The sequence below is a fragment of the Puniceibacterium sediminis genome, assembly GCF_900188035.1.
GTDB classification, from domain to species: domain Bacteria; phylum Pseudomonadota; class Alphaproteobacteria; order Rhodobacterales; family Rhodobacteraceae; genus Puniceibacterium; species Puniceibacterium sediminis.
In genome coordinates this window covers 1-13869 of sequence record NZ_FZNN01000022.1, presented here as the reverse complement: position 1 = coordinate 13869, position 13869 = coordinate 1, and the positions used below count along the sequence as shown (strand labels likewise).

Genomic DNA, 13869 nt, shown 5'->3' with positions numbered 1-13869 from the left:
GGTATTGACCCGCGACGCGACGCACGCCTCGCTTCAAGGCGAGCTCGCATGCAGTTCTCTTGAAAGGTATTCTCTCCAATATGCCTTCAACTCTTCGACGCTTGCTGATCCGGGTGTTTGTTCAATGCTTGTCATCTTGCGACCTCTTGTTGTTCAGGAGATTGGATCGCTCCCGTCAAGGCGGAAGCCGTACTGGAAATTTTGCCCAATATCTTCGAGAGGCTCAGGTGACGGAGCGCTTTCCCATGCCCCCAAAGCCGCGAACCCGCGGAGGGGAAATGACCAAATATTGCCCAAAACCAGTGCTGTTCTGTGCCTCTCAGTGCAGTTTTGAGTGGTTTTGAGGCCCGGAGCGCAAATTTCAAAAAGAGGGATTTTTGCCTTGTAATCCCTATGTTTGCTTGGCTATACGCGTCAGTGGAGATGTGGCCGAGTGGTCGAAGGCGCTCCCCTGCTAAGGGAGTAGGCCCGGAAGGGTCTCGAGGGTTCGAATCCCTTCATCTCCGCCATTACCCATTGATTTCATTAGATAAATTGGCGCTCGACCAATCCTACCCATGAACTACCCATGCGATTTTCAGGGTAAGATGTGCGGCGAGAGGTGATAAATTGGCATCAGAAATTCTACCGATCCATACCCTGAACGCACGCGGCAACGGGATGCTAGAGGTTATTCGCGACTACTTTGGGCTGTCCCCGGATCGGATGCTGCTTGAGATACAGGGGATGCGTGCGCAAATTGCACGAACATTGAAGTCTAAGGGCATCAACTACGACGACCTGCGAGCAGCGTTAGTGCCCGACCGCGAAAAGCTTGAGATAGCTTTGATCTTCGACACGATGCGGATTGAAGATAGCTGGTATGGCTACCAAGTGTTCGAACGCATCATTCCGCTACTCGATCCAAGAACGAAGAACAGCATTTTGGTTGGCGACTACATCGGAAGCAACAGCCAACAAGAGACCCTGTATGAAGCCTTCTGCGAGGCGGTTTGCCCAGTGCGTCGCATCGACTACCGGCATAGCAGCCAATTCTACGTGGTCTACATCAACAACTTGACGGATACTGCGTTCCAAAAGCTTGCGGACGGTCTGATAGCCTATGAACCGTATGTGGGTTGCGCAAACACGACCTATCATTCCTTCTTCAAGACGCTTCTTTCAATGAAGCTGGTTAATCTTTGCGTGAAGGCTGGCAGAAAGATCATTCAAGGACACGAAGACGACCGCGACGACTCGGACAACGTGAACATGTCGGGAATGCCCTTCGAAGAAAACGGCTATGAGTGTATTAGCGTTCGCTCAGACTTGGAGGGCGTGTTGCTGTCCTACAAGATTGAAAGCCCTGTGTTCGACGGCTTTGAAGCCGACAGAGAAATGGCAATCAATTCGGTGAACGCTTCGCCGTCAACTTTGGGTGGGTTCGACGTTCAGGTTGAAGATGCAAAGCTTGGATATATCAAAACGGCTAAAGCAGGTTCGCTTCACCATGCAGGTCTTAGCGGTGTTTCGACTCAAGAGTTGCAGGAAATAATCCGTGGGAAACTGCGATCCAACTACATATACAATATGTCGTATCTTGCAGAACACAACGTCACCAAGTTCAGCATAGTCATTGAAGTGCCGGGCGAAGACGGAGAGCCATTTCGCCTTATGGCCGCTTTGGAATATCGGCCCGATAACAAAGTGCTGCGATTGCTCACTTTCTACTAAATGACAACATGGTTGCGACCGAGAATGCAAACCGGCGTCAGTTGCTCTTGGCGCGCAGGGAAGCTTCGTTTGGGTGTTCGCACAGGGCCGCGACAGTAGGCCGGTCGGTGGCGAGAAATGCCCCCAAGTGCGCCGCCACGGGCAAGGTCAAGGTCGCCTAGCCCTTCCCCGGTCAAAACGTCTTTGACGCTCTGTGAGGGCGACGGCAGGGCCAACGTCAGAACGTCGAGAAGGCCCATCCGTAGAAGGTATTTCCAGATTAGGAGCGCAAAGAGTTATAAACGCTAAGGAATTTCGTTGCCAAGACGTCTAAAGTCATTGTGCTTCCTGTTTCGATGCTAAGTGACGGATTCGGACACCCGAGCAAACAAATGCCAAGGGACTCTGTCTGGAAATACAAGTGTAGCACAAGTTGCGACCGCCTTCTCTATGTCGCTTAGGTCTTCGCTAGCCGCCACTGCGCGCGGCATTAGTTCGTTTTCAAAGAAGTCGGATAAATCTGATATCGTGAAAACTTCGAAGCCAATCTTGAAATGAACGTTGGTGCCGTCTCGTATAACCTTCTCCGAAAACGCTGAATATGATTCAGGAATAAATGTACCCAATACCGCGTCGTCCAAATCGGCGATATCATATCGGACTATCTCTAGAAGCCCCAAGTGCCAGAACGCCGCAAACAATGCAAACAACGCTTCAGATGGTCTTTCGCAAAACTCTTGAAAGTCTGCTTTTTCAGTTGAAGTGCGCTGCATCAAGAAGGGAAACGCCTTGTCAGCGGGTAAGTCGACGCGTGCGATTTTTCCGCTGTTCTCAAGGTATGAATTGTAGAGGCATCCTATGAACATCTCAACCCAGCAATCATCAAAGTCTTTTCCAAGCGCACACACTACAGATATTGCAGCAGCTTGCCTTTCACTCATCAAGTTAAACGATTCGATATAATCTCTCGACAACGCTGCAAGTATTCGGCGTGAAGTCTCCGAAGAGTCGGTGGGATCAACTCCGGCTAGGACGGAAATTCGAGCAGCCACAAGCGACCATGCTGCTAAGCTAGAGATACGTTGCGGCAGGGTAAAAAACTCACTGTAGCCGCCGCCTCCGCGCACCAAAAACAAGTCATCCGAATCTAGATCATCGGCTAGTTCAGTCAAAGTGCGCTCTAGCTCTTCCGAAAGCACTTTGACGAAATGAGTAGATAGTTGCAAATTTTGCAGTTTTTCAGATGCTATCATCGAAAATACAGATGTGAGCAGAACAGGCGCAAAGGCATCATCTGAAGTGTGAGACCGATAAAGAAAACTCACAAAGAGACCAGACAGTATCGCAGGTGCGGAATCTCCATATTCCTCATCACTTAAAACCGTTGACAAGACGTCGTAAATTCTTCGTGTATCTAAGGATTTGTGGAAATCTAAGTAGCACTGCCAAAGCTGTTCACGATGCGGTTGAGATAGTTCAACTTGAACTTCGCTAAAAATTTCTGGCGTCTCATAGACCTCGGCGGCGCGAAATTGCAGTGCAAACGCATTCTTGCAAAAAGCAGATGTCCCTTGGAGATTAAACGACCAGAATGATGGAGTTTGGGCGTTTTCGCTAACATCTATGGCTTGTGCTATGTCCGCCAATGTGAGTTCCGCAACGTTTTTGCCTGTATCTACCTCGCCTTTCATCACTCTTAGCAGCGCTTGCGTGCCAAAACCTCCCGAGCCATCCAACGCCTCTTGGGCCGCCTCGCCTCTGGAACTCATGGCTAAGATTGATACACTAGACCCACCTGCGACACCGACTTCAAAGCTTTTTGTAACAGCCGACAAATCAATTGCAACTCCGCCAGCCTGGCAAGCGTCCAATACGATGTTAGTATGCAAACCGGAGCGTTCATTCAGAAGCTGGAAGACATCAGTCAGAGAAAGGCCGGACAGCGCCAATCGGCTGGCATCGGCATCATGACACGTCAAGAAGTAGCCCGATTTTGTTTCTGCACCGTGCCCAGCGAAAAATAATGTCAGGCTTGTCACAGTAGGGTTTGATACTGCATCGGCTACTGCTACCCTGACGTCCTCTTTCGTCGGATCAAGTAAGAGCTTTGAAAGCGTTTCATCACAGGTGCCAAATTCCTTGTTAGTCGCTGCGCCATAGAAATTCTTCGCGTCTACGGTCGCACCGGGAAGGCTCGAAATCGAACTATCCTTGTAGTGCGCGGCCCCGATAGCAATGCAAATTGAAAAATTCACTTCTGACGTCTTTCAAAACGAGCAAGGCGTTGTCTTTCACGTTCTTGAGCATCAGATTTCTTTTTCTCCTTAAGCGCCGAGAACTTTCTTTCAAATTCCACACCAGCAGTTTCAATTTGAGCTTGCAGCTTCGAACTTTGGGACGGGTGAATAAGCATAGTTGGCATAGACAGTTCTCCGTCCTCATCCAGAGGCAGCTCCATCATTTCCAGCATTTCGTACATCGATTCTGGGAACGTTTTTTCGGCTCCATTAACAACTTGCCCGCTTTGCTCTGTCGACCTAGTCATCGTATCAATAAGCAGTCGTTCCATTTGGGCATTCATATCATCTGTAATCTGTGAGACCGCCACGAAAACCGCTTCCACCTTACCTGCGGCAATGTCTTTCAGGTTCAGTTCCGTCTCTGTGCTGTGCTCATTTATCTCCCCCTTCGTGTCCCCAAGGGCGTTTGCCGGGGCCTCCCAAGTGCGGCCATGACTGAACTTCAAGACGTTGTCAGGTGCCATGTACCGTTCGCGCAAAACACGAGCGTTTTCGCCGATTGCTTCGGTGAAGCCCTCCATGAATCCGATTTCGACTTCAGGAAAGTGGAACGGTATTTTGCCCATAAACGCTCCTAAGTGCCCAACACAAGACTACTATCGGTTTTTCACCGCATGCGGCGAATTACCGGTGTCTGCCCTTTCGGGACCTTTGACCTGGTGCAGCATCCGTTCTGCCGCAGGCACGAGATTCCGAGGTCACCTTTCCTGAAGCAGACGCTCTGCAAGGCAATGCTGCTCCTTTCGACGCTGCAGCCTGCATCGGCGGCAGCAACGCGCAGATAGCAGCCGGTGCAAACTCAGCCTTCTGGCGAGATCTGGCGGCGTTTCATCCTGCGATGCCGCGCGCAGGAGCCGCCGTTCGCTGCAGCTGCATCATTCAAGCACGGCCGACCGGCAGCAGTGCGGACTTTTCGGACTGTCGTTCAAAGCCGGGTGGCGATCTGTCTGGCATGAACTGGTTCTATCAGCCACGAACATGCAACTTCCCATGCAAGACGCGCCCTGCGCTCTTCTTCATCGCCCCCTCGCAACGGCTCGATATCAAACAAAACCAGGTCGCGGCGGCATTCATCCCAGTCGATCAGAGAGACACGCCCATCCGGGCATCTGATCAGGTTTCCGGAGTTGAGATCACCATGGATGACGGCATACATCCTCTCTGAAACAGTCAGCCATGCTTCGCGGCAGCTGGACACGAGATCGATGGGCATTGCGCGCAGATCCACGTCCCCGCCATAAGATTCTTGGATTAGGTCGTGAGAGGACAGAAAGCCTGGCCGCTGCGGCACACCGGCCGTCGCACCATGTAAAGCCAAGACAAGTGGAAGAACGGACGGAACATCTTGTGGCGAGAACGCCTCGCCTTCTACGAAGTTTTCACAGATCCAGCCCTCCTCGACTAAATGACCGTTACGGCCCGCCATCTGTTCGGGAACGACGAAGCCGGTCGCCCGAGCGATCTCCTGGACCCCCGCAAGCCAGCGCATGGCCGCTTCAGGTCGCTGAGTAGACTTGAATACGAGCTCCCGCCCGAATCCGAGACCGGCCGTCTTGAACACCAAGTTCCGGTGTCCCCCAACCAGCGGAACGAGCTCAGCCGCTATGCCCCAGCGTTCGATTGGCGGTCGTTCCATCCATCACCTTTCACTCTTCCTAGCCAAACTTTGCAACCCAAAGCAGATTCTGACAATAACCGCAGTGGGCTCCGACCGGACTTGCGGCGCGCCCTGCACGAGGGTCCGGTGAGCGGACTTTGCTGCCTTTGGCCTCCGCTGGACCTACTGCGCTCCGGCCAAGGTTAGCATCGCAGCGACGAATGCTGTGGGTGCTTCTTGCGGCAAGTTGTGACCCGCTCCAGTTATGATCCTGCGCTCGTAGAACTCAGCAAAATGTTTGCGGTCAAAGTCTTCATCTGTAGGCGGATCGACCCCATCATCCTGCCCTTGAAGTACGATGCATGGCACGGCGATATACGGCTGCGCGGCCAGCAGCGCCTCGATTCGGTCATATGACGGATCACCTGAAACACCGCCAAAGCGATGCCGGTAGGAATGGAGCACGACCTCCACAAAGTCAGGATTGTCGAACGAGGGGGCCGTTGCGCCCCAGGTCTCATCACCAAAACTCCAGCTAGGCGACCAGAGCGACCAGATATGACGGCAGAGGTCATGTCTGTTCTGGGTCAGTCCAACCCGCCCCCGTGGGGTCAGTTCTCAATGACAATCAACACCCATGGTGCGAAAAAAATCCAAATTTCCGAGTTATTTTTCGCGTAGCGGAGCTTTTCAACGGAATAAGCCCAGAGCCACCAGTCGTGAGGGTTGGTGCTTACAGGATCTTGGGCCAGATTATGTCTTCAAGATCCTCCAGCCTTCTGACGGAGGACTTCCAGTCGCTGATCGCGATGTGGCGCAGGTCACTGGCCCCGTGGAGCATCATTAGTGTCGTCAGGCGTCGCCGCATTGCATCGTCATAGTTCTTCGCAGGCATACCATAGCCTTTAAAGAAAGCCTGGAGGCGGTCGGGGACGCCCGCACACATGAAGGTGCTCGGGCCCAAAAGATCGTATTCGCGCCAGCCTGTCATCACGTCGCCGAAGTCGATGACAGCGGCTAGCCGCCAGCCATCAGACGTTTCTGTCAGAAGCAGATTTTCCGGAATCCATTCCCCGGTCAAGATAACAGGCTCCACTTCCGCAGGCAGTACTGAGGGCGCCGCGCGCAGAAGAGCCGGTATTTCGGCCAACAGCGCTTCTTCTAATCCCTGATGTCTATGTCGCTCGATGCAGCCTTCGGCTTGACGCTTGACGAACTCTGGCCACGCTGGCTGCATCTCAAGCAACTCTCCGGGATCGACGGCCTGGACCTCTGCAATCGTGCGCCCAATGTCGCCCAGAATGTAGATGCGTTCTTGCTCGGATAGCACCGGCCAGACCTCGGACCCTACTGTGCCGGGCAGCTTGGTGATGATCAGCCATGACCATCCGCTGTCCTCTCCTTCTGCCAGTATTCGGGGAATAGGGACGGACAAACGGCCGTCGAGCTGGCGCAGCGCAAGTCGTTCAGCCGCGAACTGTGCGGCATAGATCGGCGGGAAAATTTTTAAGATGGCGTTGCCATTCAAATCGACAACAAGATTGGTGCCGGTTTTAAACGAAGTGGGGGAGACGGCATCTATATTTGCCCTTTGCGCAATCTCGATGACGACGGGCAACCAGAGGTGCGAGGCAGACCGCCACCGCCTGAAGTCCTCCGCGATTGAGATGTCTGGCCAAAGTTTCATGTTCCTGCACTCCCTGTCGTGCAGGATAAGAAGCCAGAAGTAGAAATAGTGCAACGGCAGCTCCCTCCGCAGTGCCGGCGCTCGCCCTCCGGTTCGACGCTGATTTCGCTTGCAAGTGCAGCGAAGGTCGGCAGTGAGCCCAAATTGACCGATGCTGCGTGATGTTGGGATGTCCGCTATCACGAACGAGCCAAAAACCTTCAACAACTGCTTGGGTTTTGAACGGGGTTTGTGGCAGCGTCAAATGGGATGTTTTGCAGGCGTGTCGATAACGAGCGTTTTGTAACATAGCCATATGATATAAGGCAAAAGTGTCTTATAGAATTTTCTCAGCGACTAGCTTGAGAAGAAAATTACAGATAGGTCCCAAAGCAGCTCCAAATATGACTAAAAGTGCTTCGGGCCACATCTTGACTAATCTTAAAGCCAAGGGACTTCGCTGAACAAAAATACTTTTGTTCCACCGACGTCGCTCTACCCATGCCCAAGTGTAATGGATGAAAGCTACTGAAAGCGTAATTTGAAAGATCGAATTTGTTTCAGGTGCTCGTGATGGAACGAGAACTGTGCTGGACAGTAAAAGCAAAGGTAGCAAAACCAATGTGTTTCTAGCAACATGCCAAGGAAATCCCGGGATGAAGTCATACCGCTGCTTTAACCTCGCCTTGATTTCATTGAATGTTTGAGCTGAAATTGCAGCCTCTTCGGGCGAAGCGTTAGTTGGGTTGTCTACTTCCCATATACTCATGCTTCCCCCTATGATGAGAGAGAACCTTATTTTTCCCTTTGAAAGGGTGCCAAGTGCAAGCAACGTATTGCACTGCTTTTTTTTGCAAAATCCAACAAGTTCTTCTATTGTCGAAAACTCAAATTCTCCGGCTTGATAAATAACCTCGGCTCCATACCGATTCAGTACCTTAGAAATGTACAAATAATCATCCTCTCTAAGGCCCTTAGTGCCAAACAGATATTTATGTCGCTGTTCAAAAGAACGCCTGACTGCCATTAGATGAACTCCATTCCGCAGTTATGTATTTTAGGACTTCATCATTAAATAGTCGCATTACCTATGAGAAGGTAGCTGTCACATCCCGGGAGGTAGTATGGCTGTTTGTTGAACAGCTCTGGCTTGAGTTTGTGCCAGTCCTTCATCGCCTGCAAGGGCGACTTGCTGGCCAAGGCTGATTGCGGAAGTTGCTGGTTGTAGAGCCAGACATACCGGTGCAACGTCGTCTCCAAATCTTCGCCTGATCGGAAATGGTGACTTTGCAGGACCTCCTCGATGCGTCCGTTGAACCGCTCGACCATCCCATTGGTCTGGGGCGACTTCGGCGGGGTCAACCGATGATCGATGTCGAGGGCGGCGCACAACGTGTCGAACTCATGCCCGCCGGTCGCGGCGCGCTTGCGCAGGCCGAAGAGGCGATCAGTGAACTCTTTTCCATTGTCGGTTAAAACCGTGCGGATGCGCAGCGGGCAAGCGCGTTCCAGATCGCGCAGGAAGCGCCGGGCGTTGGCCGCAGTCTTGGTCTGAAAGACGCGGATGAAGACCCAGCGGGTCGCGCGGTCGATTGCCACGAAGAGATAGCGGCGGGAACTTTCATCGGCCATTTGCGGCAGGTATTTCACATCGATGTGGATGTAGCCGGGCTCATAGGCTTTGAAGGTGCTGTGCTTCGGCCTCGGTGCTTTGGCCTTCAGATCGCGCAGGCTTCCCACGCCATGCCGACGCAGGCAGCGGTCCAGGCCAGAACGCGAGGCATTCGGGTTCAGGAACTCGCGCACAACAGCCAGCAGGTCATCGAGCGATACCAGAAGAGACCGACGCAAGGCGACCGCTACGGCCTCCTGAACGGGCGTCAATGTAGTCTGAAGCCGGTGCGGCGTGTGGCTGCGATCCTCGACGCCGTCGCGGTGCCGCCATTTGTAGACGGTCTGTTCCGTCGTCCCGTATCGCTCTGCCAGAACCGAAGCAGGTTCGTCACTGGCCTGGATGGCCGACCGAACCTTGGGCGTCGTCGTCGCTTGGCTATGAAGATGGATCAACATGGTCGCACCCCGTCCCGAACGTCCCTCAGTATCGATCTTGCCATGAACAGGGCTGATCGCCGAGGGGAAGCATGATCATCCGGGATGGAACAGGTAGCCGCGCCTGTTCAGCATCATTAACCTGCGGGCGAAGATCGGGTAATCCACACCAAAATCGACCGTTTGTTGAAAGGTCGCCGAACCGGACCTTGGCCCACTTGTAGCGAAGGTCTGAAAGGTCCGCAGTGCCGCCGCTCGCCTTCCGATTTCGCGTCGATTTCGTGTGCAGCCGACTTGCGGCGGCGCGCACGGAGTCATCGCGCCACAACCACCTCAGTGCTGCCCGCAGGCGACCGCAGCCAGCCCTTCTACGACATTCGTGCCCGGCGCAGCATTGAGCCGAGCCCAGGACATGACGGCGGACAACGGAAGTTCTCTGCAGGTGCGAGAAACTCAAGATAAAGTCCCCAAAGCAGACTTTGTTTTCTGCGTTTGGCCAAACAATCTTTAGAGGTCTGTGCGGTTACTTAGGTTTTTGCTTGAGGTTTAAGTTCACAAGGTTGCAAGAACACCGGAGACCCTCTGGAGAAATGCTTTTGGGCGTGATGTAGAGCCATGATCCGCAGTCATCGCATTGCGCGCAGGCCAGAAGATCCTTGAACGCCTGAACAATGGGCTTGAAGTCGTTCGGACTGAAATTGGCCCATTCATTGAAATGCACCGCTTTGTTGACCGTCCAGTCGTCTTCGCCCTTTTGGGTATTGGCTTGCTTGAGCCGTTTTTTGCGAGCATATGCTTTGGTTTTTTGGTCCTCGTTACCCCAAGACTGCGCCGAGTCGACTGCCTTTCCCAAAAGGTTTGACAACCGAGACATAGCACTCGGTAACAGCCCTCCGAGATCGTAGCTGTTGTCAGCTCTGAAGACCGTCTGTGCTCCCAGTTGATCCGCAAGCAGGCGCGACACAAATTCCATGTGACGACGCAAGATCGGAGCTGCAACTTCGACCTTGCCCTTGGCCAAAGCTGCATCAATTTCCGCCCAAATCTCTGGGTTCGACTCCACCAACGGCCCAGTATCGACCGACCAACTGTCAAATACCATCGACGTCTTTCGCGTCACCAACTTTGCTGATCGCATCTGCTCTGCCCAAACTTTATCATGCGTCGCAATCACAAACTGCGTGTTTCGGAACTCTGTCATCAACAGCTTGCAGAACTGATATCGATGGTCTGCATCGACCGACATCACAACATCATCGAGCAGCGCGACGGTAAAGTTGTTGCCGAGGAGACGCTTCATTAAGGCAAGGTAGAGACACACACCCATCCCATCTTGATGACCCTCGCTATGGAAGGCTCCGGGTGGGAAGAGACCCCGCTCATAAAAGTTCACGTCGAAGTCGAGACGTCCTTCTGTGGCCTTAAAGCGGGCAACGAATTTTTGCTCGTCGCCATCATTCAAGACGCGGTAGAAATTGCTGAAGTCATCCTCGACAGCCTCATAGAGCGCATCGAGTTCGGACTCCATTGCAGCACACCAAGCGTCATAAGCGATTTTCCCGGCCTCATGGGCCTTTTGGGCATTTTTCTCAATCTTACGGGCCCCTTTGTAGTCCTTAAATCTCTGTTCCGCATTGATCAAAAAACTCTGCGCGGCCAAGGTTGCTGACTGATCGGGTTTCGCACGGATCGCCTCTACAAAAGCTTTCAGCTTGGTTTCGAAGTCTTCGGGAATAGCCGACCATCCGGATGCTAGGCGATCCTTGAGCTCCAATATCGTTGAAAATGACTTTAGCCGTTCCTGTAGAACGGCCAAATCTTTACCCCATGCGATCACGCTAGCCAGCATGTCGGCCGCGTTCTCAACCTTCGCGATGCGATGTGTTTCAAGCAATAAGGCCTTCAGGCTACCCACATTCGTGGAGAGCAATGCTGCATGATCCGTGAGTTTCTGCTTTAGCTCCCCAGCCGCTTTCGATTTCTGCTGCTTTTCGTGCAGATGTGAAAGAAGGTGTGCTTCATCTGGCCATTCGTGGTCGCACATCGGACATGCAGGGCCATCCACCAACTTCAATCCGCGCTCCACCAACTCGCGTTGCTGCAATGAAACAAGAAGCTGTGCGTCATTTTCAAGTTGTTCGATTAGAACAACAAGGGCTTCTGCGTCTGGCGACGTTACCTGATCAAGCCCAGTAATCATCTTGGTGAGCTTGTCTAATTCTATCAGTGCGGCAAGTTTGTTGAGCGATTGTTCATCATTGGGCTCTGCCAAGCCTTGGTCAATGATTGTCTCGGCCGTCATGGCATCGTGGATCGCGAGGCCAAGCAGCTCGCGCTTTGCATTCACTGCTCCCAGCATCTCAGCTGCAGACAGCGACGCGATGCCCAAGTGCTGCAGCAGTGTGTTCTTCTTGCCCTGCGTATCCTTTTCCGCTGCCATCGCGGCCCGGTTGAGTTTGCTAGATGCAGTGTGTAGCGCCGAACGGGTTTGGCCCAGCTCATCGATTTTCAGAATCTCTTGAATTTGTGCAGAGCGTTTCGTTGGTTCGACCAGAATGAACTTCAAAATCTCCCGTCTCGCCAAAGTAATTTCGGGATGCTGAGCAACCACATCCAATATAGATACAATGTCCGGATCATTCGGCTCTATTTTCGGCTTTTTGGGCGCAGAAACCTTTCGGGTCAGCTTGGCGCTCTTGCCAAGTGTCGGAAAATTCACCTCGAGCTCTACAAATGCCGCGTCTGGAAACTTAATGTGGTCTACATGCGGCCCATGATCAGAAAGCGACAGCCCTTTAGTTCCCGTTCCGGTCAATCTGCTTATCTGACCTGTGAGCGCAAATTCGATCGCATCGATGACCCCGCTTTTTCCGGAGCCGTTCGGGCCGGAAATCGCAAAAGACTTTTGATCAAGATTGATGTCCAATTTTCTAATGCCGCGAAACTCTTCGATATGCGCAGAGACGATTTTGATCATAGGATCTCGCCTCCTTCCGGGAGGGCGAAGATCGCCGTTAGATCGTCTACTTTGATCTTCCCGTCCGCAGTCAGGAGCGCTTCAAGTTTGACGGTCTTGGATTGATCAAAGGCCTCATCTCCCCCAAGTGTCTCGAGAAACTTGGTTGTAACTGCTTCTTGAAGCGATGCCATCATTCCACCTTCCCTAGTATTTCTGATAACTATAGGTTGAACGCTAGCTTTTCGGAAGCTGCGATGCCGCAAACTCACAATCACTGAATGGCGCAATGGCAGCGGCATGTCCGCACGTGGCAGGCACAACTAGCTTACCGTAAGTTCTGCAAACAAGAACGTCAGCTATCCTTCACGACCTTTACCTATCGCCATATGCCATTCGCCGACGATACCCTCGAAGTGACCAGCGTCGAAATTCTGAATATCAAAGACACGAACCTCACGCCCGCCGTCCCATGTTAGGAATGCTGAGCGGATCGCCGAGACCGGCAAATTTCCAAGATGCGCAGCTTCGATCCGCGGCATAACATTGTGGCCTCGGTTTCCCGTAACGTCCCACCTCTCCACGATTTCATCTGGAGAAATAAAGCTATTCGACACAGCCGCTCGGTCGATATTCAGCCAGACTGCTCCCCCCCAATCATCTCGATGTGGTACGAAATATTGCCAAGAACTGAGTGGATGACTGACGGCATAATTCTCGGGATCGAAGTCGTCAAAATCGAAAAGGCTTATACCTCCTAGCTTTCTCACGAATGGGGGACGATCCCGAGACCCCCAGCGCTCCTTGTCATCAATATTCGGTTCGACCATGATCGAACCAAAGGTTACGATGGAAGGCACCCGGTCTGGCCGGGTGGTGTGCCAGAGACCGCCGTGAAGCTGGCTATGTAGTGCGCCCATGCCGCTCACATTCAACTCGCTCCGTACTCGACCATCTTCAACCATCTAATATTGTCCGGTGAAGATTGTTTGGACTATGTCATCTTCTCTCAGAATTTGATCGATGATGTAGAGCGAAGCAGCATATAACTTAGCATTCCGCTCAGCATCAGGATCGCCGCTCTTCCCTCCATGAAATAGGTTGTTTCTTACGCGCCTCAGCGCTCCGACCAGTTCCTGAACTGACTTAACCGCGCCAGCTTCTTCCCAAGCCAGATTGCCTCCTTGGTCAACGACCTGCCGCTTGGGTGGTGTTTCAATCAAGGCCGCTGCGCTTGTAGCCTCCTTGATCTCATTCCAGAAAACTGAACCGAGTTTTTCGTTGGCATAGCGATCCCACTGGACTTCGGCAGCTTGCCGTTGGCCAGCCACGACATACCCGGCATCTTTCAGAGCGAATTCAAGTCGCATCAAAACCTTAAAGAGGCGAACACCGTCTTCAGTAACCTCGTCAATCTTTGAGTAGTCAATCTTCTGATCGTTCAATACTAAATCCTCCGCGTTTGATCGGGTTCGTCGACAATATACCTGAGTGACGGGGATAACTGAACGGCCTGTGTGGATAGCTCCTGCATAGCAAGACATATTTGAAGTAATTTCGCACTGGTCAGAAGCAGACGTGTGTCCGGCCTGTTTGCGCGGCGCTCGTA

At 52.5% G+C, this 13869-nt stretch carries 11 protein-coding genes and 1 tRNA gene; 2 read left to right on the top strand and 10 right to left on the bottom strand.

Annotation, left to right across the window (positions count from 1 at the left end):
* Positions 1 to 419 precede the first annotated feature (419 nt).
* A tRNA-Ser gene (locus CHB75_RS18255) sits at positions 420 to 509 on the top strand.
* A gap of 100 nt (positions 510 to 609) precedes the next feature.
* Positions 610 to 1713, top strand: a complete 1104-nt coding sequence (locus CHB75_RS18250) for a hypothetical protein (protein ID WP_141135147.1) — start codon at positions 610 to 612, stop codon at positions 1711 to 1713.
* Positions 1714 to 2051: 338 nt separating this feature from the next.
* Here the strand turns inward: CHB75_RS18250 and CHB75_RS18245 are convergent, their stop codons facing one another.
* The 10 genes from CHB75_RS18245 to CHB75_RS18200 form a co-directional block, all read right to left on the bottom strand.
* On the bottom strand, positions 2052 to 3947 hold the full coding sequence (locus CHB75_RS18245) for a caspase family protein (protein WP_089273150.1): 1896 nt from the start codon (positions 3945 to 3947) through the stop codon (positions 2052 to 2054).
* Positions 3944 to 4558, bottom strand: coding sequence for a hypothetical protein (locus tag CHB75_RS18240; RefSeq protein WP_089273148.1), 615 nt, complete (start codon positions 4556 to 4558; stop codon positions 3944 to 3946). Before CHB75_RS18240 ends, CHB75_RS18245 begins: the two co-directional genes overlap by 4 nt.
* Before the next feature lie 359 nt (positions 4559 to 4917).
* The gene (locus CHB75_RS18235; protein ID WP_089273146.1) at positions 4918 to 5628 is read right to left on the bottom strand and encodes a phosphotransferase; all 711 of its coding nucleotides are present in this window, start codon (positions 5626 to 5628) and stop codon (positions 4918 to 4920) included.
* Between the two features lie 694 nt (positions 5629 to 6322).
* Entirely contained in the window at positions 6323 to 7330 is a 1008-nt protein-coding gene (locus CHB75_RS18225; RefSeq protein WP_217898809.1) for an aminoglycoside phosphotransferase family protein, read from the bottom strand.
* A gap of 262 nt (positions 7331 to 7592) precedes the next feature.
* Positions 7593 to 8282, bottom strand: coding sequence for a hypothetical protein (locus CHB75_RS21450; RefSeq protein WP_141135146.1), 690 nt, complete (start codon positions 8280 to 8282; stop codon positions 7593 to 7595).
* 44 nt (positions 8283 to 8326) lie between these two features.
* The gene (locus tag CHB75_RS18220) at positions 8327 to 9325 is read right to left on the bottom strand and encodes an IS481 family transposase (protein ID WP_089273142.1); all 999 of its coding nucleotides are present in this window, start codon (positions 9323 to 9325) and stop codon (positions 8327 to 8329) included.
* 502 nt (positions 9326 to 9827) lie between these two features.
* Positions 9828 to 12281 carry an AAA family ATPase gene (locus tag CHB75_RS18215; RefSeq protein ID WP_089273140.1) on the bottom strand — a complete coding sequence of 818 codons (2454 nt, stop codon included), beginning with the start codon at positions 12279 to 12281 and terminating at the stop codon, positions 9828 to 9830.
* A complete protein-coding gene (locus CHB75_RS18210) occupies positions 12278 to 12457 on the bottom strand; it encodes a hypothetical protein (RefSeq protein WP_089273138.1) in 180 nt (59 codons plus the stop codon). The genes CHB75_RS18215 and CHB75_RS18210 overlap by 4 nt, the downstream gene beginning before the upstream one ends.
* 162 nt (positions 12458 to 12619) lie before the next feature.
* A complete protein-coding gene (locus CHB75_RS18205) occupies positions 12620 to 13225 on the bottom strand; it encodes a hypothetical protein (protein WP_089273136.1) in 606 nt (201 codons plus the stop codon).
* Positions 13226 to 13705, bottom strand: a complete 480-nt coding sequence (locus CHB75_RS18200) for a hypothetical protein (protein WP_089273134.1) — start codon at positions 13703 to 13705, stop codon at positions 13226 to 13228.
* Positions 13706 to 13869: the final 164 nt, after the last annotated feature.